This window comes from Lactiplantibacillus nangangensis, from assembly GCF_005405065.1.
Taxonomy (GTDB): Bacteria; Bacillota; Bacilli; order Lactobacillales; family Lactobacillaceae; genus Lactiplantibacillus; species Lactiplantibacillus nangangensis.
In genome coordinates this window covers 1-25,773 of the sequence record NZ_BJDI01000005.1, presented here as the reverse complement: position 1 = coordinate 25,773, position 25,773 = coordinate 1, and the positions used below count along the sequence as shown (strand labels likewise).

The following is a 25,773-nucleotide window of genomic DNA, read 5'->3' as shown; positions in this document are numbered from 1 at the left end:
AAATCACCTGAATCGTGATTTCGCCGTTTGCTTTAATTGAGTCCTAACATGTCGTGAACATAAGGTGTCAACTGATTAAATAGCCGCACCGAAATATGGTTCACAATCCGGCCATGACGCGCACCGTAATCAAAATTTTGTAACTGCCATAAAACCACATAACCTTTGACGCCGGTCTCACTATTGCCAGAAATTAGAATTGGCATGTAGTGAGGATTATTGTGATACTTTTCAACCGTTGTAATTGGCATCGCCAAAATTAAGCCAGTCATTTGGTTATACTCTGATGAACTCATCACGACCATGTACCGTTTGACATTGCCAGTAGCCTGATCGTGACCACCATATTCGATACCAGAATGCGGTTCCGCATCAATGACAACGACATCACCTTGGATTGGAAACCTCATTCACCTGACCATTCTTTCCCAACCGGTTGCAACGGTTGCAAGTCACTATCTTCGTGTAGATCTTTCTGAAAATCATAGTTCTGCCATTCTGGCGTACTAAAAATATTCTGGCGCGTCACCGGGCGATAAATAACCGAACCATCAGCCAACAATTCCATTTCAAACTTAGTTCCAAGACTTGCAGCTAGATCAACTGGTGCTGTAAAAACCCGACTATTTCCAGCTTTACGTAACGAAACAATCTTACTCACTATACTGATCCCCAATTCGTCAATTTTTTCTATTATAACCAGCTTCCTTTCTCGTGTCTACATATGTGCCTACAACTAATTTTTAGTCAATTATCACAATAGTGGTAACAACCTACAGCTACGCAAAAAACACCTCGCCTTGGCGAAGTGCTTTTACAAAAATGAGCTATTTTTCTGGCGCTAAGCCACGAGCCAAAAACTTGGCGGCGTCATGGCTCGCTTGTTTGACATCAAAATTCGTATCAAGTTGGAACAGGATCTGTGGTAACACGTAACTGACAATTGTCCCGACAATGTAGCGCGCAATCTGGGACACTGGCCAGTCAACCAACTGACCGCTCGCTTGAAAATTACGAAAAATATCGCCGACTTTACTCGTTATTAGGGTCTGTACCTTGTTCAATAGTACCTGAATCAAACTTGGTTGGCGAATAATTTCTTGCGCAAAAACTTTAATCTGTTGTTGATTTTCCAAGGCAAAGGTCATCCGATCTTCAAGAACATAGCTCAAAAAGTTTTCAAAGTCAGTAATCTTAGCCGCATCGATTTCAGTCATAAATTCAGTGGCTGCCATCGGGATGACTTGGTCCAAAACGGGGTCAATAATGGCCCGTAAGATGCCATCCTTCGTTTTAAACTGTTTAAATACGGTCCCTTCAGACACACCAGCTGCCTGAGCAATTTCACTCGTACTTGTGCGGTCAAAGCCTTGCGCCGCAAATAAGTTGAGGCTAACGCTTAAGACTGCTTGCTGTTTTGCCGTGAGATCTGAATCCTGAAGCGTCTTTTGAAAAAGCGTCTCGACATTATTAACTTGCATGCTAAATCCTCGCAATCATTTCTAAATCATCATTCTAGTATAAGTCATTTACCGGACCCGCGCCATCCAACAATGTCGCCTTGAGTCGAACAACTAACGGCTAAACTTTCCGATAACGTTTCAGCCCAACAATGTTTAAGACCGTCAAAACGACTAAGAAAATTAATAGAATGCCAATATCAAAGCCTAAATGCCAAATTGACGTCCCGCGCATGATAATGTCGGTAACGGCATCGCCAGCGTACTTAATTGGGATAATGTAAGAAATATCTTTAACCCAAGCCGCCATTGAATCCAAGGGGATAATGCCTGAGAAGAAGATTTGTGGGACAACGACCAATGGAATAAACTGCATCATTTGGAATTCAGAGTTGGCAAAAGTTGATAAGAGAATCCCAAAGGCCAAGGCCACTAACGCCAAGATCAAATTGATAACAATGACACTAACCATATTTCCGACAACTTCAGTACCAAGCAGCCAAACGGTGACTAATACGATTAAAATTGTTTGCAGAACCGCTAAAACGCCATAACTTAACATGTACCCAAAGACGATTGACGACCGTTTAACGGGGGTTGCCAATAGCCGATCCAAAGTACCACTCGTCCGCTCTTTCAATAAGGCCATCCCAGAAATCAGGAAGACAAAGAAGAAGACGAAGAACCCCATTAAGATTGGCAACATTTTGGCAAAGTAGCCGGTATCTTTATCACCATAAACATAATGGTTCGTAATCTTCGGCGTCTTTTGACTAGTAGGCTTCGTAGCCATCGTCGAAGCGGCTGGTTGTGCGGCCGTTGCATTACCGGCGGCCCTAGCAGTTGCCGCTTGCTGTTTTTGACTGGCTTGTAATTGAGCCTGCAGCTTGACCGTCGCCTTCGTACTCTTGGTTAATGCGGACTTTAATTGATTGATACTGGTGGCAGTCAACGCATTCTTAAACGCTAATTTAACAGTTGCGGTTTTGGTTGAATCCGTATTGGCATAAGTTAAGCTGTAATTATTGCCATTTTTCTTAACAATGGCATCAATTTTTTCAGCTTTCAGCGCTTTCTTAGCTGCACTTTTAGTGTCGTAAGTTTTAACGGTGACATGTTTAATGTCGGCTATCTGCCTGTTCAGCTTCTGGCTGACAGCGACTGTCCCAACACTGACATCAGTTGAAGCATTGGTATTAAAAATGACACTCATCAACAACATAATTAAAATTGGCGCAACAAACATCAATGCTAACGTCCGTTTATCCCGGAAGAGTTCCTTGAGAACCCGGTTCATAATTCCAATTGTTCGCATTAGTCAACACCCTCTGCCTTCAAAAAGACCTCTTCAATCGTTTTAACTTGATATTGCTGTTTCAAAGCCGCCGGGGCATCAAACGCCATGACTTTCCCATCTAATAACAAAGCGACCCGGCCACATAATTCAGCCTCATCCATCACGTGGGTCGTTATTAAAATACTCCGACCCTCATCCCGAATTCGACCTAATTCAGCCCAAATTTGACGTCGCAATGCTGGATCAATCCCAACGGTTGGTTCATCTAAGATCAATAGGTCCGGCTTACCAAGTAGCGCAATTGCTAGCGATAACCGCCGCATCATCCCACCAGAATAACCAGAAACACGTTTGTCTAAATCGCTGGTCAGATCAACGACTTTCGCCACGTAATCAACTTGTTCATTGAGCACCTTTTTAGTGATTCCTTTCATCAAGCCAAAGAATTTTAAATTTTCACGTCCAGTTAAGGCATCATACAAAGCATCCGTTTGGGCCATATAACCAATTCGTCCGAGTAATTCTCGATTAGGCATCGTGGTCCCAAAGACCTCGGCCGAGCCCCCACTCGTAACTTCCATCCCAAGGGTCACTTTAATGACCGTGGATTTACCCGCCCCAGATGGTCCAATCAACCCAACGATTTCACCCGGATTGACTGTTAAATTAATATCTTTTAAAACGGTCTGTTTGCCGAAACTTTTTGCTAAATGTTGCAACTCAATAATTGCTTGGCTCATAAGATTGCCTCCTAATAAATTCACTTTAATTTTAAATTCGTCCAGTGAGTAAGTAGTCACTTACTAAGCAAAGTCTATTATAGCAACCCGATCATGTCTGTCAACTCAATTCTAGTCAGTTTTTTCTTAAAATGAGTAATCACTCACTATAAATGCAATAGCATTCGCTTTTTCACACCTAAAAAAAGTGACCAGCTTTTTTGCTGGTCACCCGATTTGAAATTTATTTAACTATTGTGTTTAAAACCAATGCCGTAATAAGGCACTCGTCCCCAAAGTTAACCCACCGATCAATAGACCAAGTGCCTTCAAGGCATGATCATTGCTGGCAGATTCATTGGTTTGTGGCAATGTTTGAGAACCCGTTGCAGCAGGTGTTAAGGCATCCGCTTGTGAAACCGTCGTTTTAGCACTTGATTTCTCAGTTTCAGGTTGTGACGTTGCTTGTTCAGGAGTCGTCGTTACGCCAGACTTTGAGCTGTTAAAGACACTCGAAGTTGAGCTGACCATTGAAGATGAGCCAGCGTCTGGCGCAGTAGTCGAGCCATCATAGTTATCGTCAAAACCAGCATCGACATCAATTGTCCCAGTATCTTCATCAGTATCAGGATTTACAGCGGTGTTATCTTCTGGGTCGTCTGGTTCAGTCACAGTCTCATTGTTGTCTTCAGAGCTTGAATTTGCGTCCGAAGAATCACTGGTCGAATTAGTATCGCTACTGTTATTTGACGATTCAGACTGACTTGAGTTTGATGAGCTAGTGACACTAGAGCTTGACGAATTAGAGCTATTAACACTCGACGAACTTGAAGAACTAGACTCACTTGATGAACTTGAACTAACCGCACTCGATGAGCTAGAAGAACTAGCCTCACTCGATGAACTTGAAGAACTAATCTCACTAGATGAGCTGGAAGAACTAGCCTCACTCGATGAACTAGAGCTGATCACACTCGATGAACTTGAAGAACTGGCCTCACTCGATGAACTAGAGCTGATCACACTCGATGAACTTGAAGAACTCAGACTAGAAGAGCTAGAACTGATGAGACTTGAACTTGATGATCCGATAATGCTGGATGAACTGCTGATGATATTAGAACTAGAGCTGGAACTTGAATCAGTCCCACCACCAATACCACTACTCCCATTGGAAGAAGAAACTTTCCCATTGGCTTCCTCAGAGTTAGGGCCGCCAGAAGTTCCGCCACCCCAAGTCATGATGGCCTTATTACGATACTTGTAGCCAGAATCAACGAGTTCTTGGCCTTCATCAGTTAATTTAGTGTAGTAGTCAATGACAATTAAGTTATTAACCGTATCATTAAAGGCTAAATTAAAACCATCATCGCTGAACTTAACATTATAAGCATCTTCATCAAGCTTAGATTTTCGCTTATATGAAGTAGCACTAGACCATTCACCATTGTAGACTTCGACATTTTTAACCATCGTTTGATGATCACCGATTGTATCCGCAATGGACAAATTTTTCATTTTCAATTCTTGTCGATTAGCCAAAATGGTCCATTTAATGGTGCCATCTTCTTGGATGGTCCCTTTTTTAGACAAATTTGCTTCATTGGAAACAATATTGATAACGGAAGTATTCTGTTCACCATTCTCTAAATCAAAAATAACGTCTTGCTCACCAGTATCTTCACCCCGATACTTTGTTGCCAGATTAACGGTCAAAGTATCATTTGTCTTACCTTCTAAGGCCGAATTCATTGTAACAACAACTTTGCCATCTGAAACGACCGCTTCACCAATTTTAGTACCATGTTCGTCAGTCACGTCGAACACATCACCTGGTGTCTTAGCCCGCAAATTTTCTGGTAAGTCAATTGTAATCGTGTCACCAGCCTTGATTTCTGTCTCACCAAAGGCCATCTTATACTGGATATCAATCGTATCCGCATGCTTAAAATCTGGCCCATTGATGACCGAAGCCGAGGTGGTGAATTCTTTAGCATTGTGATTCGTTGCCGCTTGCGCTGGCATTGCTAATTGTGTCACAAATAGCACGGCCACTAAACTAACTAAGCCTAACAGCCAATGCCAAACTTTTTTCTGTCCCATAACATACCCCTCCATAGTCTATTTACACCCAAAAGTATACGCCACGGTACTAGCCACTTTCAATAGGATTAGGGCAAAACAATCGTGAAAGATTGACTTTTATTTGAAACTAATTCGTGTCGATCTGCACAAATGACAGTCAAAAAAGCCCTCAGCAAGTTCTGCTGAAGGCCCACTAGATTTAAATTGACTAAGAAGTGTTGTTTTCTGTTTAGACCAGTTGCTGAATACGAGTCTTAATTTCATCACGAACTTGCCGGAAAACAACCAGTTGTGCAGCTTCATCACCTGTTGCTTGTGCTGGATCTGGTAACGGCCAATGTAACTTTTTGACGCTGGGTGGCGTCACTGGACAACGGTCACGGGCATCACCACAAAGGGTGACAACCAAATCACAATGTTGTAAATAATCTGGATCAATTAAAGTCGACTGCTGTGCCGAAATATCAATGCCAACCTCTGCCATTACCTGAACAGCTTTCGGATTGAGTCCATGAACTTCCACCCCAGCAGATTGAATCGTCCAATCTGCTGGTAAGAGTTGCTTGGCAAAACCTTCTGCCATTTGGCTGCGACAAGAATTCTCGGTACATAAAAAGTAAAGTTGTTGTGCTGTCTTGAACATAATAGCCACCTCGAGTTTTGTTATATCTTGACAGAAGTTGAGACTTAACTCAACTCACAATTATCATTTTAACCGTTTAAAGGTACCAATTTAATAAGAAAACAACTGTCTTTTATCCCAATTCAACTTTGAAATAGTTCAATCACTAAATCCAGCTTCTTTGGCGCCGATAAATTGTAAAATTGTGACACCCACAATCATCACTGCACCCAAAATACCATAAAAGTTAAACGTCACATTTAGGAACAGCACGCTTAAAATGGTTGCGGCCAAAGGTTCAATCGCTCCGAGAACACTGGCCGTAGTTGGCATAATTGCTTCCAAGCTCTGTAAGAAAAACAGATAGGCCAACATCGTCCCAAAAATGACGACAAACCCGACTTCCAGCCACGCCATAGGAGTTAACGTTGGAAAATGGCGCCAAGCTTGCGTTGCCACTGACACGATGATGCCACCAATCAACATTGACCAACCAACAATAGCGATTGAGCCGTACGTTTTTAATAATGATTGTGGCATTAAGGTATACACGGCCGCACCAATGGCAGCTAGCAAGCCCCAAATAACGGCTGCAACAGGCAATGCCAACGAATTCAAGTGTCCCTCAGTCACAATTAAAATCGTCCCTAAAATCGCAGAAATGACCGAGATCACATCAATTTTAGTTGGCCAGGCCCAATTGACACCCGCCAAGAAAATGATAATGATCACTGGTGATAAAAATTGTAGAATTGCGGCAGTTGCCGCATTCCCGGTACTAATCGCCATAAAGTACGTCAGCTGAACAGATGCCATGCCTAAAATACTGAACGCCACGAGTTTCAGCGTCGCCTTGGGCTGATGGAAAACTGCGAACACCGGCGAGCGCCGACTCAGTCCATACAAAATCAATAATACGCCTGAAACTAACATCCGTACTGAAACCAACCACAACGGTGAAATCGCCGTAGTATTAAATAAATGCTGAGCAACCGTTCCTGAACTCCCCCATAGAAACGGCCCAACACTCGCTAAGATTAACCCCATCGTCTTTTTTTGCATCTGACCACCCCTCCAACAGCCTTTCAGTCCAGTCTAACAAGACACCGTTGACTTTCCAAGGGGCGACTCGAAAATAGCTGAGAAAGTCATTTAACACTAAGTAGTCAGTGGTGATGAGCGTGGTTCGTTCACTAAGTTTATGGCTGGCAATTGACAGGTCACGGCCACTAGGATAGTCTAATAACGTCCAAGGAGGAGCACTTTTATGAAACATCAAAAATTAATTTATTGGCTCGTCGGAATTTTCGCCGTCATTTTCATTGGCGGGGCGCTCATTATTCCCACGCCAACCGTAAAAAAGCGCGTTGTCACCATTAGCAATTTCATTACCGGCCACGGCAAAACTAAAGGCGCCACCCACGACGTCGCTGATTCGAAGCTCGGCGAAAAATATCAGCTTTCAACGACTGAACTTAATCGTTTGCATGACCTTAAAGTTACCGGGATTGGTGATTCGATCATGGTTCGAACGACCGCCGACTTAAACCAAGTTATTGGGACTTTTAACGTCAATGCCAAAGTTGGTCGGCAGGTTTCGGCGGCACCGGCAATCGTCACACAGTTGCAAAATAATCACACCATGGCTAAAAACGTCTTGATCAATCTCGGTACGAACGGTCCGACTGATGCCGCGAGTATCGATGGCATCATCAATCAAATCGGCAGTAGTCACGAGATTTTTTGGGTCAATACCCGTGTACCCAACAAAAAGTGGCAAGATCCGAACAACCGCTTAATTGCCGCCGCAGCGAAGAAGTATTCGAATGTTCATTTGGTTGACTGGCTCTATGTTAGCCAAAGTAACGATAACTGGTTTGTGGACGACAACCTACATCCTAATTCTTTAGGTGAACGTGAATACGTCGCCACCGTTGGTCCAGTTCTCGCCAAGTATGGTAAATAATTTAACAAAACAAAGACCCGTCTGATGGCAGTTTACGCCAATCAGACGGGTCTTTTGAAGTCACAAGGCTAAAGGTTGAAAATGCCAAAATAGGCGTCAACCCTTGATATTACTGAACTGCAATGACTCAAACTAGTATTATCTTTATATTGTGTCCAGAGAACAGTTCCAGGAACATGATTATTTGAATTTTAATAAATTCTTTCTAACGATAAGCATGCCACAAGGTCTCATAAATACCGGGCTTTTGAATCAATTTGTCATGTGTACCCTGTTCAATCAGGCATCCGTTCTTCATCACAAAAATATTTTCACATTTTTGGGCAACGGGAAGGTTATGAGTAATTAACAAAATTGTGCGATTGGAAATTTTTAAAAGATTGTCAATTACACGCTTTTCTGACAATACATCCAAACTGCTGGTGGACTCATCAAAGATTATTACATGAGATTTTTGTATCAGAGCGCGGGCAATTGAGATTTTTTGCTTCTGTCCGCCTGAAATATTTACACCCTTCTCGTCAAGAATGGACTGCAATCCCATTGGCTGTTGAGTAATAAAATTTGTTAAGTCAGCAATTTTACATGCCTCCAACACTTTATGTTTTGAAGGCTCATGCTTGCAGCCAAAAACTAAGTTTTCCCAGATTGTCCCATTAAAGAAAAAAGAGTCTTGTGAGACATACGTGATATTCTCTCTCACGTCTTTAAAGTCAACTTCCTCGGAAAGTTGACCATCATAGTATATGGAACCGCTATCTGGTTTGTAAAACTTCACTATTAATTTTGCAAGGGTGGATTTACCCGAACCACTTTCACCTACTAAAGCCAATTTTTGATTGGAACCAATCCTTATAGTAACGTTTTTTAAAATTGGTGCATTGAGACCATAAGAGAAGTTTAAGTTGTCGACCCGTATCTGGTCTGACTTCATGTTAATCGCATTCGTATTCACTTGTTGTTCTGACTTAACTTCCAATATTTCGTTTAAACGATTAGTAGCCACTTTTGCCGTTTGTAGTTTGGCCTGTAATTGGATTATATTTTCTAGTGACATCATGTAAAAAACAAGTAAAGCGTTATACGTAACCAGCTGACCAATACTAATCTGATTATCCATCACGTAACGTGCTCCCAGCCATAGGAGTAGGACACTGCTTCCGAGTTGAATAAACTGTTTACAAGCTTCTAAAAAAACACTAACTAAGGAAACGATAAAAGTCTTTTTCATTACATCATTCAAGTGATTTTCAAGCTTTTTGAAAGCTTGGTGTTCTTCTCCATATGCTTTTATTGTTTCAATCCCTTTTAGACTCTCAATAAAAGCAGAGTTAAACTTAGCTCCTGATGCCATTTCTCTTTTATTTACACGATCCAAACTACTATAAAAAAATATCATGATTGAAAAATAGATTGGAATTAACGATATTGTGAAAAGAAACAATATTTTATTCTGGAAAGCTAGAATAAGGCTAATCGTTACCAAAACACTACAGTCAACGAAAATAACCAAAATTGAGCTGGCTATTGCTTCAATTACTTTACTGGCATCAGAAAAACGAGTGAAAATTTCTCCGGTTTTGCGTGTTTCAAAGAAGTTTAGCGGAAGCTTTAATACATGTTTAATGTAACCTCGCATCAACTCTAGTCCTATTCTTTGTCCCATTTTGTTTAATAGAACATTGCTCCCAAAATCCAACAAAGATTTTAGAAAATATAACGTTAATAGTCCAATTGAAATTGTTGATAGCAGAGTTTGACTTTTGCGAGGTAATACTGAATCCAGCAAAACTTCGAAATAAAACGAACCGATCACTCCAATTACTATGACGATAAATGATGTGATTACAATCAGAGCAATTATTCTTGATTGATTTTTCAAAAGTTCAGAAATCACTAGCGTATTGTCATTATTTTTTTGCGTTGGCTTATAGTCAGGTCTTGGCTCTGCCAATAGTAAAATGCCAGTCCAGTCTTTCATGAAATTCGTTAATGATGTTTTATACTTTCCTTTGTCTGGATCAGTAATAAAAAGTTGATGTCCACTAACACGATAGACTACCACGTAATGCGTATAACTTTCATTTATACGCAAATGCGCAATTAAGGGTAATTTCGGTTGTGCAGTTGCCCAGAAACCATCATTGGTGCTTATTGGCGTAAAAGTGAACCCATAATGTTCAAACGCAAGTTTGAGGCCAAATGCTGTGGTACCAGTAGCGTCAGTTCCAGAAATTTCACGCAATCTTTGAGAAGAAACATGGGAATGATACTTTTTTAGAATCATTGCTAAACATGCTACGCCGCAATCACTCTCATCCAATTGTGGTATATAAGGGAATCGCACTTTCTTCTTTTACCTCTCAATCTTCATTCTATGTTTAAGCTCTTTAACTTTGGTAATGGAACATTTGCAAGTCAATGCATTTTCAAATGAAATTAATTTTCTAGGGCCGTCGTATTGTGTGATATTGTCCACGTTAATTAGCGCTGATTTTGCAGACCGGAACAATTGTGGGTACCTTTTGTTAACTTCTCCTAATTTCCCGTAAAACTCATACTCTCCTGTCTTAGTATGAATTTTAAGACGATGTGGAATATCGGACGGCTCAATAAAGAGTAGCTCGTTTAAAGGTAAGTTGTAGATCTGACTGCTTATAGCAAATGAAAAATTTTGTTGTTTTGCTTGCGAAACTGCAATTGAGCGTGCACTTGCTAATATTAGATTTTCAATTAATTCATCCCGAATTTTCTCTATTGGTTGATCTTTACTGATAAAGCCCAATGCCTCAAGTTTATATTTTAAAGTGATGGGGGCCATTTCATCGTGTGTTGTGATGAAGACTAGTTTGGCCTGGACATCTGAGACTCTTATTTTACTGGCAAGTTCAATTCCATTCATATCAGCATTTAAGTCTATGTCCAATAGGTAAATACCATTCGATGGATGTTCTTTTGAAAGATATTCTAAACAAGTACTTGGTTTAGACGCACTTAGAGCTAATTGAAAATCTTCATTGTGAAATAGAACATAGTTTTTGACAATTGTTGTCAGCTGCTCTAACTGGATCTTATTATCTTCACAGATGATAATTGGAAACATATACAATAATCCTTTCTAAGTTTCATTCTCAATAATAATTTGAATAGTAAATAAACTATCTTTATAATTTTGTGAAATGAAAACCTGTTGGTATTTGTGGCGAATATCATCAAGAATTGATAACCCTAATCCACTGTGGTTCATTTTGGTAGTGACGCCACCTTTCCTGAGTCGGTTAAAGCTCTCGGACTTTCCTGAATAGCTATTTTCGAGTCTGATTGTTAAGTCGTCTTGGCCCTGATAGATTAGCATCTTAATATCTTTCTTAGCCCCCTCTTGCACCGCTTCAATTGCATTATCTAAAGTGATACTGAGTAGGCGAACCATATCAAAAGGATTAATCGAAAATTTAGTCACTGGAATCTGACATTCGAAGTGATAATTTATATTGAGTTGTTCCATTGAAAGAAATTTATTGAGCAAAATACTTTTCATGTGTAGTTCTTGGATATTACCGATGTCTTGATAACGATCCGTTTGTCCGGTTAGTCTTCTATTCGAATAATTCGTTAAACCACTAAGATAATCCTCCACACCTTTCAAATCACCCGCATGTGCTAACTCATATGCACTAAACAACATGTTTTTGTAGTCATGCCTGAACTTTCGCAATTCAATCTGGCTTTGTTCCAATTGCTGAGTATAAAATCTCAAGTTTTCGAGTTGTTGCTTTTCAATTTTGTCTTGATAGTACTGTTGGGTTCGCAAGTAAATGAGAACAAATAGTACTGACAAAAATAGAAATTCAATGATGATAAATATTAGGGTACCAAGAGTAAAGTGATTAAAAATACCAACTTTATGCGAAATTTGAATATAAAAATACAAGATTAGTATCATCAAACATTGTAGAAAAGCTACTAAATATCCAAAGGCTTGATGTTCAAATAAGGCATTGATTCTGTTTTTAAAAAACAGAATCATTAGTGCGAGAATACAAAGCTTAATGAATTGAGTTATAAGTATATAGTTCCACCCTTGCTTGATAGTATGATCAATTAATGGGACTATTAGAGCATTTGTGACCAGACTTGCAAATATTAAGCTTATACCTGAAAACAATAAACGATTTATTGCAGGCAAAACGAACTTAAAACGGTAAATCACTAGGTAAATTACAATGATATACAGTCCATACACGCTAAAATCGAACAGTACGTTCAGACATAAGATTATTGGTGTGATTAAAACATTAATAGCTTGCGTTCGGGATGATATTTTGTGAGTTTCAATCAAATTATAAAATACATAAAAGAAAATCAAGTCCGTAAAAAGCTGAAAGATATAAGCTTTAGTGTCAACTTGCATGATTTAAATCCTCACTTTTCCCAGTATTTAATTACATTTTGTAAAAAATGAAAAAAGGCATTTTTTAATGTTACCCCCGTTGCCAGCATTCATTCCTGAGCCATCCTTTTTTCCGCCGCTAATAGTTTTTAAATCGGCCACACTAAGTACCTGAGTTTTAGATGAATCCATTGTTTTTTTCATAAATAATTACCTCCTAAATTTATGTTTTAGTATGACACATATCTCAATAATGTAAAAAACATCTTGAAACATCATATTTCCGTCTCGAAATAATGCTGATGTAGATTCTAGTCAAATTGGATACTCAGTTTGTCATTAAAATAAAAAAGATCGTTTGCCCATATCCTTACACCTGCAGGCAAACGATCTTTATCTAGATTATACCCAATTCTACTTTACAGATAGCTTGATAACTAACTTGTTGAGTTATCTATTTAAAACATCTGGGAAACGTCCCTCTGCTAGGGCTGCACTCTTTAGTTGATCAACAAATGCTTCTGCATTTTCTATATCAGGTTTAATTTTCAATACTTGATTCGTGCATTCTTGTTTTGTTAGTCCTTGTTTTTTTACTTGTTTCTCCGCTACAAAATCCATTAATTCATGGGCTTGTTTAGAAGAAAAATTAAAATTTAATAGAACTAAATCAATACACTCTAAATCAGCCTTTTCTGCCAACAGATTGAGTACGTTTAGTGTCATTTCATTTCGATCAAAAATGTTAATATCCATAGATTTTCCCTTCTATACTAACCATTGTGCAGCTTTTACGACCCAGTATGAGACCGAACGTGCAAAGCTAGCCTTCACACCCACTTGAATGAGTGCTGAGGTGAATGCAGATTGAACGTTTCCCCAAGCCAAGCTTTCGTATTTAAGAAGTTTGTTTAGTTTTGGTGTTACTGCTCCATAAGCTTTTGAGAGAGCAGCCTTGGCTTTTTTTCCACCAATGGCTTCAACTTCTTTTAAAACAGCTTTTTTATTCTTTAAGATAAATTTAATTGCTGCTTTTACGACCTTAGTCGTGCCGGCACGCTCATCTGAGTATGGAAGATTACTCTTGCCAAAAGCAATCCCTTGATCATGTACTTGTTTGATTTGTGATTGGCCGATGTGATTCCAGTTACTATAAGTTAGTTCAACGTTTACATCCCTCTTCTGATTAAAGAAGTCAGCAATTTGTTGCGAATCCCATAAGGCAATGTCTTCTCCAAATCCCTTATTTGCAGAAGCAGTAGTTGCAGTAGTCGAAACCGATGCAGAAGCTGACATGGCCGGTAGTAAAACCCCACTTAATGATAACCCCGTCATTAAAACAATCACACTTTTTTTCAAATCCATAATAATACCCTCCAATTTTTGTAGTGCATTTCTGGCAACAACTAGATATTATCAGTTGAATGAAAAGAAAAGTGATAATTGTCTCAAAACTCGAAATACATATCTTGAAATGCTTATTTCATATGGCTAGGCTTAAACATTAAGTGAACCTCCACAAAACGAGATATATTTTAAGTAATGCAGATGGCGTTTTACACCAATCAGACGGGTCTTTTTAACCGACAATTTACTTAACTCATTTCAGTAATCACGCGATTACCCCAGGCCTCCAAGTTGGCGAGGTCCCCTTTTAAGGCCAAGCCTTCTGCCGTTAAGCCATACGCGTAATCTGGCGTCGACGTCACCAAGTCCAACTGTTCAAGTTTGGCGAGGACTGTGAGTAGTTTCAACGTTGAAATTCCTCGAACACGATTACGCAGCACCATGAAATCAACCGGTGTGTTGTTCAGATTGCAGAGCGTCAAAGCGTTCCATTTATTAGTCAGCAGTTCCAAGCCAACTTTAGTCCCGATCGTCAAATCTCGCATTACCATGATTAGGCCGCCTCACAAATTAATTAATAGTCCTAATTTTATAATGCAGTCAGACAAAATGCGACTAATAAGTTCGCTAGTCGGCTTCACGACTGACCGTGGCTAATCGGCGGAACTTCATGACGATCAAGCCACCCCCGATTAGCATAATCATCGCAACGGCGCTTAAGCCTTGACTAACTGTCGTACTCGTTAAGCCAACACCGGTCAACGTTTCAGCTAAACCAGTGTTCGAATAAGTCATCGGCAAGTAGGTTGCGATGCCCGCATACGCGGTTTTCACCGTTTGGACCGGGAATAGATTATTCGAAACGCAAACCTGAACAAATAAGAGTAACCCGACTAACGCCACGGCCAATCGACCAAGATAAAGTTTCAAAGCTAGTTCGATGACTAAAATACTGAGTGAGAACAACGTTGCGACCAACATAAAACTAACCGGATGAGTCGCATCTAAAAATGTCGCTAACAGCAAGCCGCTCGTTAACAGTGCTTGACCGGCAACCAAGCCAGCTAAACTGAACAGCTGTTTTGGCGTCCGTAACCAGTCTAAATAGTCAAACAGCGCTAATAGCAACGTGACACCCACAAAACCAACCAATGAAATCACAAATGGTGCGATCGAATGGCCAAAGTTTGGTACATAACTATAGTTTTCATGGCTCAAAGCTGATGGTTCCGCAAACATTTTGGCCGTCTTAGCCGTTAACGGCGTGGCCTTAACTTGATCTGCGCCTTGCTGTAACGCCGTTGCTAATTGCGTCTGACCAGTTTGGAGCTTATCAGTCCCACCAGTTAACTTACCATTAGCTGCGGCCAGCTTTGTCGCGCCAGTGGTTAATTTCTCAACACCGTTCGTCAAAGCCCCAGTCTTCTGATTCAACGTTTGAACGCCGGTTGCTAACTGATTGCCCCCAGTCGCCAGTCGGGACACGCCAGTCGTTAAACTTGGGACTTGGTTGTTCAACTTGTATAATCCGTTGGCAACTTGACTCGTCCCCGCAGTGACTTGACTTGACCCACTAAATAACTGGGCAACGCCACTCACTAATTGTGGGACTTGCCCATTCAACGTTGCGAGGCCTTGTGACAATTGTCCGGCTCCTTGGCTTAAGCGTTGTGAGCCTTGCGTCAACTGACCAACTCCCGCCTGTAACGTTGGCATTTGTTGGGCCAATTGTTGCGTGCCAGCTGCCAAGGTCTGTGACCCATTTTGAAGCTCGCTGTTATGGCTAGCTAATGTCCGGGCACCCCCAAATAATTGGCTAATAGCGCCGGTCAATACTGGGACTTGTTGCGTTAATTGTTGCGTTCCGACCGCCAACTGACTGGCGCCACCATTGAGTTGCGCATTATTAGCGACCAACTTTTGGGTGCCAGTTGCTAAACCAGTCGCACCGGCCGTTAGTTGACCAACACCGTTCACTAGGGTTGGCACTTGACCATTAAGTTGCGTTAACCCCTGCGAGAGTGCCGTGGCACCCGTAGACAACGTGCCTAACTGTGACGTCACCGTTTGTGATCCCGCCGCTAATTGCGTCAGTCCACTACCTAACTTGGTTGTTTGACTCGTCAACTGTTGCACACCACCTTTTAGTACACCAAATTGCTGACTCAACGCCGCAACTTGGGTTGCTAACCCAGCTTGCTGGGGGGACTGCAACCGACTCACTTGCGTTTGTAGCGTTTGTAATTCTGTTTGGACCTGCGTCAACGCCGCCGTGTTCGATTGACTCGTAGTCGACGTCTGGCCCACCCCTTTCAGCGCTGTCTTCATGGCCAACGTCTGTTCAGGAGTAAGTTTTTGCGCACTTGCCACCTGATCGATTTTCGCCGCAATGGCGCTATCACTCGTACCACTGGTTGCTGGGGCCGTTTGACTAGCAGTCGCGGTAGTTAACCCTTGGCGAGCACGCTGAATCGTTTGCATCACCTGCTGCGTCTCAGCTCCGCTAGTCGCTTGCAATGCGGTACTGAGTTGCGCCAACCCAGTTGCCATCGCAGCCATGCCACCGTTCAATGTCGTTAACTTAGCTTGATTACTAGGCGCATTGAGTTGACCGGCAGCTTGCGTCAAGCCAGCGGTCACTTGCTGACTACCAGCTGTTAACGCTGTAGTACCACTAGTTAAGCGACTAGCACCTCTGTTTAACGACCCAATACCAGTCACTAACTGACCAGTTTTCCCATTAAGCTGGGTTAGTCCAGTCGCTAGTTGACCAGCCCCACGATTCGCACTGGCAACCCCAGTTGTGTAGGTATTCAGACCACTAGCTAAAGTTTTAGAGCCAGTCGCTAACTGGTCGGCACCTTGCGCTAATTTGCCGGTCTTTTGATCTAACAATTGTAATTTTTGTGACAAGGTGTAAACCCCATTTGAATAGGTCATCACGTTGGTCGCTAGCGCTTGATTGCCATCAGCTAACCGCACCACGCCGGCAGCAAGTTGACCACTTTTACCCGCTAATGTCTGTAAACCAGTCGTTAACTGTTGTGACCCACTCTGAACTTGCTGACCACCTTTAGCGAGTGCCCCAACACCGTTAGCTAATGGCGCTGTCTTGCCGTTTAACGTCGCTAAGCCGGTCGTCACTTGTTGTGACCCGTCTGTCACACGGTTGGCGCCGTGACTTAATTGTTGAACACCTGAGGATAACGCGCCCGTTTTCCTGTTCAACGTGTTCAGACCAGTCGCTAAGGCCAGCGAACCCGTGGTCAATTTCTGAATTCCATCGGGCAACGCTTGAACACTCGTGTTCAGGGTAACTAGGCCATTTTTCAAGGTCTGAACACTCGTGGTATAAGTTTTCAACCCGTTTTGAAGCGTCACCGTACCATCCTTAAGCTGAGTTGCCCCAGTTGCCGCCTTTTGATAGCCATCTCCAGTTTTTGCAATCTGCTTAAACGTTGATAGCGCATAAGCTTTGGTTACCGCCGCTCGAACTTGTTCGTTCAATTTGTTTGCGCCAGCTGAACTAATAATTTCTCCAATGTAACTGAGAGAATCATTCGTTTGATACTTCAGTTGCATTTGTTGCGGCTTAGCGCTCGTCACCGTGGTGGCCCGTTTCGAGAAATCTTTTGGGATCGTCACGATCGTATAATATTTCCGCTGCGCCAATCCGGCCTTCGCCTGTTCGGCAGAAACAAAATGCCATCCCAATTCATGATTTCGCTTCAACTGACGAATCATCGTTTGACCCACTGCCATCGATTTACCTTGATAAGTCACTGGTTCATCGTTGTTCACGACAGCCACCGGTAACTGACTCACGTTGCCGAACGGGTCCCAAACCGAACGGACAAAGGTTGCGGCACCAATAAATGGCACAATCAAAATTGCGGCAACCGCACCGCCAACTAAAAACCGTTTCTTCATAACCTTTCACCCCTGATGCCTGCCCAAAACAACCACTGAACAGGCGACTTTTTTAACGAGCATTATTATTAGCTGAATGTCATTCAGAATAAAAGGTTTATTTTATAAACTGTTAGGCATCGTTAGCCAGAACGCTTTGAATAAAAGGATTTATTGCGCATCAAAAAAGTTTCAAGCTTCAAGTGCTAGAACCAGCAATTAGCTTTTTACGGTTAATTTTAGGCGTCAAAAATTATAATCTTTAGAATTTTAGTGCTATTTACTTGCCAGGCAACAACTGGCAACGGCAATCATTGCCGCTCTTTTATTGCCTGATTACTAATGATGGACCAGCAACCTTTAGTAAATTAAAAAAGGCGGCCCCAAAAGGTCGTCTCAATTATTATTTAACTGTAAGTTGTTGTTAATGGCATCGGCCGTGTGGGTGGCGTTTGACCGGCGATTTTCCGGTCTTACACCACGGACCGTCTGGGAGATTTGCGAGTTTAGCAAAGTTTCCGGGCGAGGTTCAAGACGTTCCTCAGGCTTGAACCGGTCCCTCGGCCGCATGTTATCAACAACAACTGGAAGCGGCCATTTTCAACCACTAGTCTTTAAATTGAATCTTCACATAATCGCGATAAAGCGGCGTATTAGCCATTAATTCCTGATGGGTGCCGTGCCCACTGACATGCCCATTCTCGATAAAGTAAATATTATCCGCATCCACGATTGTACTCAAACGATGGGCAACGACTAAGGTCGTGCGCCCTTTCATTAATTCACCCAAAGCTTGTTGAACCATCGCTTCAGATTCAGAATCCAGACTAGCTGTCGCTTCATCCAGCATTAAGATTTTAGGATCACGCAAGAATGCCCGCGCAATTGCCAACCGTTGACGTTGACCGCCACTGACTTTCACACCACGTTCTCCGACTTGTGTCTCTAATCCAGCTGCCATTTCACTGACGAATTTATCCGCTGAAGCCAGCTTCAAAACGTGCCAGAGTTCTGCGTCACTAAATTTTTGCGTCAACCCATACGTTAAGTTGTCGCGAATCGTGCCGGCCATAATGGCTGAGTCTTGGCTGACATAACCAATTTGTGATCGCCAATCTCTCAAATTGAGCTGATCGACGTTTTGATCACCAATCGTGACCTGACCACTCGTTGGTTGATAATACCGTTCTAAGAGGCCAAAAATTGTCGACTTCCCACCACCAGACGGCCCAGCGAAAGCAACCACTGTATTCGGTTTCGCTTCAAAATTCACATCATGCAAAACCGGTTGGTCATCATCGGCATACGCAAAATCCACGTGCTGCATGGCCAGCGTCTGATCCGCAACCGATTGACTTTCACCCGCATCCAGCGCTTCTTCGGGTTCATTTAACAGGTCACGAATCCGTTCAGTCGACCCGTTCGCTTTCGACAAAGTAGTGAAGAACTGACCTAATGTTCCCGCTGGCCCGATGATTTGAAAGAGGTACATCAAAAATGAGACCAATGTGCCCATCGTCATCGTGCCACTTGCCACCCGCGCCGACGCGTAGACCAAGACTCCCACGAACAGTGCCATCATGCTGGCAGTCATCACCGGCCCCGCAACCGAATCATAAATGGCTTCTTTTAGACCAATTTGATAGAGTTGTTTGATCTTTTCGCCACCAGTCGTGGTTTCAAAAGCTTCCGCGTTCGATGATTTGACCAACCGAACCTCACTCAACGTTTCATCCGCCGTGCCATTAAAATCAGCTAGTGCATCTTGACGTTGGCGACCGATCTTACCCGTTGCTTTCATAATTGGGAACATTACCAACAACACAATTGGAATCGCCACAATCATCACGAGCGTCATTTTCCAATCCATGAATACCATAATGACCAGTGCGCCGACTAGTTGCATGATGGCCGTCACCATCTGAGGAAACGAGTTAGCAAGCAATTCCTTCACTTGGGTGGAATCGTTCACTAACCGCGACGTCATTTCACCGGTTTTCACATCGTCAAAATACGCCACGGGCAAGCGCACCAGTTTATGCCACAACGTTGACCGCAAATTAGCGACAACATTTTCACCAAAAATCCCTAACAAGGTTCCCGACAACGCACTAATGACGGCACTCAGTAAAAACAATCCAATCACGACGCCCAGTAACGTCTGATTAACACCGTGGCTAAACCCATTGATCAACGTTTGGGAAAACTTTGGAACCATCAATTGAGCTCCGGTCGCCAACACCCCTAACGCTAATCCTAACCATAACTGCCAATAACGTGGCGCGGTTTGGCGAATCAGGTGTAAAAAGCCTTTTAAATCAAATTTTCCAGTTGCCCCAGCTGACGTGCGAGGACTTGCCATTCTTCTTTCCATCTCTCAAATGCCTTCTTTTTTAAGTTTCTTTAGAACCAGCGTCGGCCCCAACCAGGACGTTGTGGCCAATCATGGTCGCGGTGATGCCCCATGAAATCATGCAAGTCTAATTCCGGCGCACCCTTAGCCAACTTATCCAACAATCGTTGTAGATCGACCTGTTCATCTGGCGTCAAACTACCGAATAACTTGTCCGCCATCTCCGCAACACCTTGATCGCGATGTTCGGCCATTTGTCGGCCTTTTTCGCTCAAACGTACAATGACCACGCGTTTATCCGTCTGACTAGGAACACGTTCGACTAAGCCAACTTCTTCCAAACGGTTGATCGTCGCACTGACTGAACTAGGGCGAATATCCAAAATTTCAGCGATCTCAGCGTTTGTTAATCCCGCTGGTGACTCCGCTAAAAGTTGTAATAATCGAAATTGACCACGCCCATTGCCATGATGGCCGTCCATTCCAGCAAAATCTCGCTGGTGAGCGACCGCCATTAAAAAGACCCGATTCTGCATCAATCGCCCAAAACTATTAAATAAACCCAGACTTTGATCTGACATGTATTTTTCCCCCTGTAACTTTAATGTCCATTATGTTAGCACGATAGTTAGTCTAATACAACAAAAACTAACTAAATTACTAACAATAGTTTTAAAAAAGCGCCAATCCCTGTGAAAACAAGGATTGACGCAATTATTATTTCGTTAGCTTTTCGCCAACAAGGATGATCAGTCAGCTAATACAACGCAACACCCTAGATAAATTCAGTCAAGTTCTGCGCGTCATAACGAGTCGATTCGATTGGCGCCTCAACGGACTTCCCAATCGCTAATGCGACCACTGGCACAAACCGGTCTGGGTCTAAACCAAAGGTGGTTGCTACTTTATCAGCAGCATAACCGGCAATTGGATTCGTCTCATAGCCGTGCGCTCGCGCAACAAGCATCAACTGCATGGCTGCCATACTACTATCGATTGTGGCATCCTTAATCAAGAATTCTTGGCTAGCACTTTCGTATAATGGCAAGAAGGTCTTAAAAATTTCGTCCCGCTTTTCTGGGGTAATGCGGCCATCTTCACAAGCTTGATTCCAAACATCCCGGTAAGATTCATAAGACCTAGTATCGCCCAAAACGAAGACCATGGCCGAGCAAGATTCGGTTTGTGGAAAGTTGAATGGCATCATCACTGATTTCGCTTTCGCCTTGCCAGCCGCAGTATCTGCCACAACAAAATGCCATGATTGCAAGTTGCAAGCCGATGGTGCACTTGTGGCTTCCTTAATCATCGCCTGTAATTCATCTCGTGAAATTGTTACGGCTGGATCGAATTTCCGGACTGACTGACGTTTGAACATGACCTCTGAAAAATCATTATTGACCAGTTTTTTTGCTAAAGTTGTTTCAACCATTACTAAACACACCTTTCTGAAATCGTTTACTTAAGTTCAGTATAACTGATTTTGTGTGTTTTTTCACATTTAAATAATGGCAAATAATCCGTATGGCTACTTGCGATTATTCTGGTCGAAACGGGCGACAACCAGCAATTCCCTTCGAACTCACTTATTCAGCTTGCGCAACGGCAAAATAATTGCCTTCAGGGTCCGCAAAGTTAAACGTCAGTGTCCCATTGTTATCAACAATTTCACCCACCGTTGGCAGTTTAGCATGTAGTGCCTTGAATTGGTCGCTAAACAACAACAATGACGGCGTACTACCTAACACTTCTGGCGAATATTTTGCGATAAATGCCTTCGGGAAAAAGCCCAACTCGATCGACGGTGAGACTGTTAAAACCACACTTTTAAAATCATCCGGTAAACTCGTCACAGTTTCGATTTTAGCGTCAAAGTAATCTTGCCAAAATTTAACGACCAGATCCACATCGTCGACATATAACATAATCCGCATTTTCTGCATGGTCACACCTCATTAATGATTTGATTTAAGCCTAATTATAAGCAATTCAACCCTAGTTTGCCTGCACGAAACACTCCAATTTTAAAAACTTAACTTACGCTTGTGAGCAACCATGCCTGTTACTCATAACATACGTCAAATTGGGCCATTTTCGTGTGAGTGGCTCGGCATAATCAGAAAATTTAACGTAGCTAATCAATACGACTACAATAGATAGGGAAGGAGTGGTCTGAATGACCCCAAATGAAATGTTGTCTGATTTGCAAAAGCTTAAGCTGCTGCCAAGCCAGCCATTACATTGGCAAACCTTCAGTCCAACCAGTCTCTGTGTTGAACTAAACCACCAACGCTATGTCTACCAACTCGATCTGGCCCGCAATGTCGTGACCGTTTACCAAGCCAGTAACCAAACGGAACAATCCGAAGATTTCCACTTTGCTAAAACAATTCAACTGACGGCGGCGCAAAAACAGCTGTTACATCCTGCGACGCCGCTCGCCAGCTAAACGTAAAAAGGACGAACTTTTAATGAGCTCGTCCTTTTTACTAGTTTACTGGCGTATCCTGTAAACTCCAATTGACAGCACCAGTATAATTACCCGCATAAACACCCGGCTGGACGGCTAACATAATACCTTTCGTACTAGACCAGTCATCCGTAATGGCAGTATTCGTCGTCCCCGCAACCTTCTTACCGGCCTCAATTAAAGTCGAATTCGCATTTAACGGTGTTTCAGTGCTGCCATCCTTGTAAACTAAGTTACCTGCCAAAGTGTGCTTATCTGAAGTTAAGGTCGTCGCAGTCGCATACACGTACCAAGCTGAACCACTCGCCCGCGTATCGCTCACATTCACATCCCACGCAGCACTTGGTTGAAAAATTGTCTCAGCTGTTGGAATCTGCAAGTTTCCAAAACCAATGTTATTAGAAATCGTGCCAAATGTCAGTCTTCCGGCATGCTTAGTCACGGTAATCGTGACTGGGTCCGATTTCAAACTACTATCTTGAGCATAGACTGGAATGGCCAGTGTGCCACCATCGCCTAAAGCTTTCAGTTTGGCTGTTAAATCAGTCATATCGGCGGCAAACGTGACCCCATCCGTACTGCTATTATCTGAGTAGGCGGCCTTAAGTCCAACCGTTTTAACTAGCCAACTAATCACATCACTATCACTACTGAAACCAGCCAGATCATCTGGGTAAGTATCGGCCGTCGTCGCGGTGCTAGTCAAGTTAAGGCTTTTTGAGGTGACGGAACCCTTTACCGAGCCCTTATCTCCTACATTATTACTTTCATAAACGGTAACTGTATTTACTCCAGCCAGTGTCGAACCAAGATCTAACTTATAAGTCTTATCAGCACCAACCGTCGTCCGAACTCTCGTGTTATTGATTGTCGTGAAAATGGCATCTCCAACATTGGTCCCCGTCCCAGTAATCGTTGTGTCACTAGCCTTTAAATTTCCGGTAATTGTTGGGGTTAAAGCAGCCCCAGCATCACTATTCTCATTCAACGATCCCAGATAGTAAGTTGAAACATCCCCTGATTGGGTCGTCAGACGAAAACCGATATAAACCGGCAAATCTTCTCCTAATTTTGAAAGATCCACATTAAGCGTTTGAGTTTTACCACTACCGAATGAAATACTATTTTGACCATTACCGTAATCAGTCAAATTTGAGGTTGTTGTCGTTAAACTAGTCCCAGAATCTCCCTTACTTGGTCCAGCCGTAAAAACATCAAAGTAAAAATGAGAGAAGCGATATTTGACACTACTTGAAAATGTGATACTATCTTCAAGTTTTATGGTAATCTGCGTTGTGCTAGTTGTTAAACGACCATTGTCAGTATTATTCGCAGTGACAGTGTCTAGCGTCGGATAGCTTTGTATGCTGGCCCCCGGACCAATCGAACTACCGTAAGACTTAACATACATTGGCCCCGACATGACATCCGTCATTGTATCAGCCTGCCCCATCAGCGGTACCAGCCAACTCATTAAAAATAGCCCAACGACCAGCCAGCCACCAACTTTACCCCACTTTTTAATGTGCCACATGCTTAGTCGCCTCCCCATTTTTAGTTTGTTGAATCAACTTCAATAAACCGGCCACTAGTAAAAGCATGCCGCCTAAAATCAACCAATAAGTCGTTTGGGCTTCATCGGTTTGTGGCAACCTTAAGCTAGACTGAGTCGGTTGTAACCAACCCGACAACTGTGAAACTGTTGCACTAGCTGGATTAGCCGCCGCTTTAGCGCTAATCGTCGCCGGAATCGCGATCTCGCCATCAGGTATCAGCCGATTAACCATGATACTTTGCCGATTGATTGTCGTCGTCGAACTTTGATAAAATTTAACTTGCCCACTCGTTTGACCAGTCGTCGCAGCTTGCCCGGAAATCGCAAAGCACCCCAATAAAGCTAGTCCCACGCCAACTTTTACAATCCAACCCTTCATCAACCTCGCCCCCATCAGCAACTAATTACTTACTTTGACGCCGTTTTTTAATCAAAAAGACTAACCATAGCCCCAGTAGTACTAGAATCAACATGCCCAGCGCCCCAAAGACGATGAACCAAATCACATTAATTCCAGCATTATCAACCGATTTGGCATTATATGTTTTAGCCGCTGCCGCCGTAATCGCAAAGTCTTTTTCAAAGACCCACTTATGTTCACTATTCTTAACGACCATCTTTAAATGATATTGACCAGCTTGTAATTTTCGCTCGCCGGTCAACATTGGATAGCGATAGACTGAATTAGGTGCGAGTTGCACGCCCGATTTCTTCGCTGACTTAATGACCTTGCCACTATTCTTACTAGTAATCGTCGTTTCCGTCTTTAAATTAGGCACAATCACCGCGGTAGTATTCCGCAAATAAGGAAAAATTCCACGATGGTAGTTGCTCATGCCGACCGTCACTTTGTCCAAACTAAGCTTAGGCGCTGGCACATGGCCTTCGGTAAACTTCATCCCAATCACATACGAGTATTGATTCTTGATATTCATTGACCCTTTAACCTCACTCGTGACCTTTTGATCCACGCGTTTAAAATACCAACCGCCTAAGATGACGCCATTGAAAGGGCTCGTTGGCATTTGAACTTGGGCCGAGACCACTTTGGACCCGTTAGCTGGAATCGTTACCGTCTTCGCACCCTGGAGTTTTGTAATATCCGTCATTTTATATTGTAAGGACTGATCAAACGACTTGGCTGGCGTGACATATTCAATTGCGCCATTCTCATTGGTGTAGGCCGTATGAATGGCCGTTTGAACCTTGATATCTTGCGCCGTCACATTATAAATGGTCGTTTTTAACGTTTCGGTTTGACCCTTAGTCAGCTTCAAATCAAAAAATGAGTTCTTTTTATCGATCTGATTATCAGGAATCTTAGCTGCCACACTAAATCCAATATTATTACTTTGACTAGTTTTACTAGCCGCTTGAGCAAGTTGTCCCCATTGCAAGCTCACTAACACTGCCCCAAATAAACCGAGGCAATCCCATAATCGTTTTAACTTTTGCATCTTAAATCGCTCCCTCATACCTAACTATTTGTGTGCTATGTAAGAAAAGGTGCGCACTGTTTCCACTGTACTAGTCCCTGTCAAGTTGACAGATGAAATAATATAATTTTGCGAGTGTTGCTTAAGCGGCTTCACTGCGGTAT

Annotated in this window: 25 protein-coding genes; 2 read left to right on the top strand and 23 right to left on the bottom strand. The window is 42.6% G+C overall.

The genetic code is table 11. The annotated features are described in order from the left end of the window. Positions 1-32 precede the first annotated feature (32 nt). The 8 genes from FFM70_RS06015 to FFM70_RS05980 all read right to left on the bottom strand — a co-directional run bounded on the left by FFM70_RS06015 (position 33) and on the right by FFM70_RS05980 (position 7,245). Complete coding sequence (locus FFM70_RS06015; protein WP_137615944.1) at positions 33-410, bottom strand: type II toxin-antitoxin system PemK/MazF family toxin; 378 nt, start codon at positions 408-410, stop codon at positions 33-35. Beyond that, the gene (locus tag FFM70_RS06010; RefSeq protein WP_137615943.1) at positions 407-661 is read right to left on the bottom strand and encodes an AbrB/MazE/SpoVT family DNA-binding domain-containing protein; all 255 of its coding nucleotides are present in this window, start codon (positions 659-661) and stop codon (positions 407-409) included. The genes FFM70_RS06015 and FFM70_RS06010 overlap by 4 nt, the downstream gene beginning before the upstream one ends. A 166-nt stretch (positions 662-827) precedes the next feature. Beyond that, positions 828-1,481, bottom strand: a complete 654-nt coding sequence (locus FFM70_RS06005; RefSeq protein ID WP_137615942.1) for a TetR/AcrR family transcriptional regulator — start codon at positions 1,479-1,481, stop codon at positions 828-830. Between the two features lie 100 nt (positions 1,482-1,581). Then, a complete protein-coding gene (locus FFM70_RS06000; RefSeq protein WP_137615941.1) occupies positions 1,582-2,775 on the bottom strand; it encodes an ABC transporter permease in 1,194 nt (397 codons plus the stop codon). Then, positions 2,775-3,497: an ABC transporter ATP-binding protein gene (locus FFM70_RS05995; protein ID WP_137615940.1), complete on the bottom strand. Its 723-nt coding sequence runs from the start codon at positions 3,495-3,497 to the stop codon at positions 2,775-2,777. The genes FFM70_RS06000 and FFM70_RS05995 overlap by 1 nt, the downstream gene beginning before the upstream one ends. A gap of 240 nt (positions 3,498-3,737) precedes the next feature. Next, positions 3,738-5,579 carry a collagen binding domain-containing protein gene (locus tag FFM70_RS05990; RefSeq protein WP_137615939.1) on the bottom strand — a complete coding sequence of 614 codons (1,842 nt, stop codon included), beginning with the start codon at positions 5,577-5,579 and terminating at the stop codon, positions 3,738-3,740. Between the two features lie 211 nt (positions 5,580-5,790). After that, positions 5,791-6,204: an arsenate reductase (thioredoxin) gene (arsC, locus tag FFM70_RS05985; RefSeq protein ID WP_137615938.1), complete on the bottom strand. Its 414-nt coding sequence runs from the start codon at positions 6,202-6,204 to the stop codon at positions 5,791-5,793. Positions 6,205-6,342: 138 nt separating this feature from the next. Continuing rightward, complete coding sequence (locus FFM70_RS05980) at positions 6,343-7,245, bottom strand: DMT family transporter (RefSeq protein WP_137615937.1); 903 nt, start codon at positions 7,243-7,245, stop codon at positions 6,343-6,345. Between the two features lie 205 nt (positions 7,246-7,450). Here FFM70_RS05980 and FFM70_RS05975 point away from each other — a divergent pair, with 205 nt between their 5' ends. Next, entirely contained in the window at positions 7,451-8,149 is a 699-nt protein-coding gene (locus FFM70_RS05975; RefSeq protein WP_137615936.1) for an SGNH/GDSL hydrolase family protein, read from the top strand. Between the two features lie 205 nt (positions 8,150-8,354). On the opposite strand, the gene FFM70_RS05970 is transcribed toward FFM70_RS05975, so the two are convergent. From FFM70_RS05970 to FFM70_RS05920, 12 genes are all read right to left on the bottom strand, one after another. After that, on the bottom strand, positions 8,355-10,496 hold the full coding sequence (locus tag FFM70_RS05970) for a peptidase domain-containing ABC transporter (RefSeq protein WP_137615935.1): 2,142 nt from the start codon (positions 10,494-10,496) through the stop codon (positions 8,355-8,357). Positions 10,497-10,505: 9 nt separating this feature from the next. After that, positions 10,506-11,252: a response regulator transcription factor gene (locus tag FFM70_RS05965; RefSeq protein WP_137615934.1), complete on the bottom strand. Its 747-nt coding sequence runs from the start codon at positions 11,250-11,252 to the stop codon at positions 10,506-10,508. Between the two features lie 15 nt (positions 11,253-11,267). Beyond that, a complete protein-coding gene (locus tag FFM70_RS05960; RefSeq protein WP_137615933.1) occupies positions 11,268-12,560 on the bottom strand; it encodes a sensor histidine kinase in 1,293 nt (430 codons plus the stop codon). 27 nt (positions 12,561-12,587) lie between these two features. Further along, entirely contained in the window at positions 12,588-12,743 is a 156-nt protein-coding gene (locus FFM70_RS13845) for a hypothetical protein (protein WP_171002309.1), read from the bottom strand. Between the two features lie 246 nt (positions 12,744-12,989). Further along, complete coding sequence (locus FFM70_RS05955) at positions 12,990-13,295, bottom strand: hypothetical protein (RefSeq protein ID WP_137615932.1); 306 nt, start codon at positions 13,293-13,295, stop codon at positions 12,990-12,992. A gap of 12 nt (positions 13,296-13,307) precedes the next feature. Continuing rightward, positions 13,308-13,904 (bottom strand): hypothetical protein, encoded by a 597-nt coding sequence (locus FFM70_RS05950; protein ID WP_137615931.1) that lies wholly within the window; start codon positions 13,902-13,904, stop codon positions 13,308-13,310. 230 nt (positions 13,905-14,134) lie between these two features. Beyond that, positions 14,135-14,437 (bottom strand): winged helix-turn-helix transcriptional regulator, encoded by a 303-nt coding sequence (locus FFM70_RS05945; RefSeq protein ID WP_137615930.1) that lies wholly within the window; start codon positions 14,435-14,437, stop codon positions 14,135-14,137. A 76-nt stretch (positions 14,438-14,513) separates the two neighbouring features. Further along, on the bottom strand, positions 14,514-17,816 hold the full coding sequence (locus FFM70_RS05940; protein ID WP_137615929.1) for a YhgE/Pip family protein: 3,303 nt from the start codon (positions 17,814-17,816) through the stop codon (positions 14,514-14,516). Positions 17,817-18,402: 586 nt separating this feature from the next. Continuing rightward, entirely contained in the window at positions 18,403-20,169 is a 1,767-nt protein-coding gene (locus FFM70_RS05935; RefSeq protein ID WP_137615928.1) for an ABC transporter ATP-binding protein, read from the bottom strand. Between the two features lie 29 nt (positions 20,170-20,198). Continuing rightward, positions 20,199-20,729, bottom strand: coding sequence for a MarR family winged helix-turn-helix transcriptional regulator (locus FFM70_RS05930; protein WP_137615927.1), 531 nt, complete (start codon positions 20,727-20,729; stop codon positions 20,199-20,201). Between the two features lie 194 nt (positions 20,730-20,923). Beyond that, positions 20,924-21,580, bottom strand: coding sequence for a nitroreductase family protein (locus tag FFM70_RS05925; RefSeq protein ID WP_137615926.1), 657 nt, complete (start codon positions 21,578-21,580; stop codon positions 20,924-20,926). Between the two features lie 154 nt (positions 21,581-21,734). Further along, positions 21,735-22,091 (bottom strand): VOC family protein, encoded by a 357-nt coding sequence (locus FFM70_RS05920; RefSeq protein WP_137615925.1) that lies wholly within the window; start codon positions 22,089-22,091, stop codon positions 21,735-21,737. 233 nt (positions 22,092-22,324) lie between these two features. Between FFM70_RS05920 and FFM70_RS05915 the strand changes: the two genes are divergently transcribed. Beyond that, positions 22,325-22,597, top strand: coding sequence for a hypothetical protein (locus tag FFM70_RS05915; RefSeq protein WP_137615924.1), 273 nt, complete (start codon positions 22,325-22,327; stop codon positions 22,595-22,597). 40 nt (positions 22,598-22,637) lie between these two features. Here FFM70_RS05915 and FFM70_RS05910 read toward each other — a convergent pair whose 3' ends face one another. Genes FFM70_RS05910 through FFM70_RS05900 form a run of 3 tightly spaced genes read right to left on the bottom strand, consistent with a single transcriptional unit; the run spans position 22,638 to position 25,630 of the window. Continuing rightward, positions 22,638-24,152, bottom strand: a complete 1,515-nt coding sequence (locus FFM70_RS05910) for a cell surface protein (protein WP_137615923.1) — start codon at positions 24,150-24,152, stop codon at positions 22,638-22,640. Continuing rightward, positions 24,139-24,552, bottom strand: coding sequence for an LPXTG cell wall anchor domain-containing protein (locus tag FFM70_RS05905; RefSeq protein ID WP_171002308.1), 414 nt, complete (start codon positions 24,550-24,552; stop codon positions 24,139-24,141). The genes FFM70_RS05910 and FFM70_RS05905 overlap by 14 nt, the downstream gene beginning before the upstream one ends. A gap of 25 nt (positions 24,553-24,577) precedes the next feature. Next, positions 24,578-25,630 carry a WxLIP family cell surface protein gene (locus FFM70_RS05900; protein ID WP_137615921.1) on the bottom strand — a complete coding sequence of 351 codons (1,053 nt, stop codon included), beginning with the start codon at positions 25,628-25,630 and terminating at the stop codon, positions 24,578-24,580. Between the last annotated feature and the right edge of the window lie 143 nt (positions 25,631-25,773).

Bases quoted from the DNA above. Each gene is read 5' to 3' on its own strand.
- FFM70_RS06015 (WP_137615944.1), bottom strand. From the start codon at position 410: ATGAGGTTTCCAATCCAAGGTGATGTCGTTGTCATTGATGCGGAACCG.
- FFM70_RS06005 (WP_137615942.1), bottom strand. From the start codon at position 1,481: ATGCAAGTTAATAATGTCGAGACGCTTTTTCAAAAGACGCTTCAGGAT.
- FFM70_RS06000 (WP_137615941.1), bottom strand. From the start codon at position 2,775: ATGCGAACAATTGGAATTATGAACCGGGTTCTCAAGGAACTCTTCCGG.
- FFM70_RS05995 (WP_137615940.1), bottom strand. From the start codon at position 3,497: ATGAGCCAAGCAATTATTGAGTTGCAACATTTAGCAAAAAGTTTCGGC.
- FFM70_RS05990 (WP_137615939.1), bottom strand. From the start codon at position 5,579: ATGGGACAGAAAAAAGTTTGGCATTGGCTGTTAGGCTTAGTTAGTTTA.
- arsC (WP_137615938.1), bottom strand. From the start codon at position 6,204: ATGTTCAAGACAGCACAACAACTTTACTTTTTATGTACCGAGAATTCT.
- FFM70_RS05980 (WP_137615937.1), bottom strand. From the start codon at position 7,245: ATGCAAAAAAAGACGATGGGGTTAATCTTAGCGAGTGTTGGGCCGTTT.
- FFM70_RS05975 (WP_137615936.1), top strand. From the start codon at position 7,451: ATGAAACATCAAAAATTAATTTATTGGCTCGTCGGAATTTTCGCCGTC.
- FFM70_RS05965 (WP_137615934.1), bottom strand. From the start codon at position 11,252: ATGTTTCCAATTATCATCTGTGAAGATAATAAGATCCAGTTAGAGCAG.
- FFM70_RS05960 (WP_137615933.1), bottom strand. From the start codon at position 12,560: ATGCAAGTTGACACTAAAGCTTATATCTTTCAGCTTTTTACGGACTTG.
- FFM70_RS13845 (WP_171002309.1), bottom strand. From the start codon at position 12,743: ATGAAAAAAACAATGGATTCATCTAAAACTCAGGTACTTAGTGTGGCC.
- FFM70_RS05955 (WP_137615932.1), bottom strand. From the start codon at position 13,295: ATGGATATTAACATTTTTGATCGAAATGAAATGACACTAAACGTACTC.
- FFM70_RS05950 (WP_137615931.1), bottom strand. From the start codon at position 13,904: ATGGATTTGAAAAAAAGTGTGATTGTTTTAATGACGGGGTTATCATTA.
- FFM70_RS05945 (WP_137615930.1), bottom strand. From the start codon at position 14,437: ATGGTAATGCGAGATTTGACGATCGGGACTAAAGTTGGCTTGGAACTG.
- FFM70_RS05940 (WP_137615929.1), bottom strand. From the start codon at position 17,816: ATGAAGAAACGGTTTTTAGTTGGCGGTGCGGTTGCCGCAATTTTGATT.
- FFM70_RS05935 (WP_137615928.1), bottom strand. From the start codon at position 20,169: ATGGAAAGAAGAATGGCAAGTCCTCGCACGTCAGCTGGGGCAACTGGA.
- FFM70_RS05930 (WP_137615927.1), bottom strand. From the start codon at position 20,729: ATGTCAGATCAAAGTCTGGGTTTATTTAATAGTTTTGGGCGATTGATG.
- FFM70_RS05925 (WP_137615926.1), bottom strand. From the start codon at position 21,580: ATGGTTGAAACAACTTTAGCAAAAAAACTGGTCAATAATGATTTTTCA.
- FFM70_RS05920 (WP_137615925.1), bottom strand. From the start codon at position 22,091: ATGCAGAAAATGCGGATTATGTTATATGTCGACGATGTGGATCTGGTC.
- FFM70_RS05915 (WP_137615924.1), top strand. From the start codon at position 22,325: ATGACCCCAAATGAAATGTTGTCTGATTTGCAAAAGCTTAAGCTGCTG.
- FFM70_RS05910 (WP_137615923.1), bottom strand. From the start codon at position 24,152: ATGTGGCACATTAAAAAGTGGGGTAAAGTTGGTGGCTGGCTGGTCGTT.
- FFM70_RS05905 (WP_171002308.1), bottom strand. From the start codon at position 24,552: ATGAAGGGTTGGATTGTAAAAGTTGGCGTGGGACTAGCTTTATTGGGG.
- FFM70_RS05900 (WP_137615921.1), bottom strand. From the start codon at position 25,630: ATGCAAAAGTTAAAACGATTATGGGATTGCCTCGGTTTATTTGGGGCA.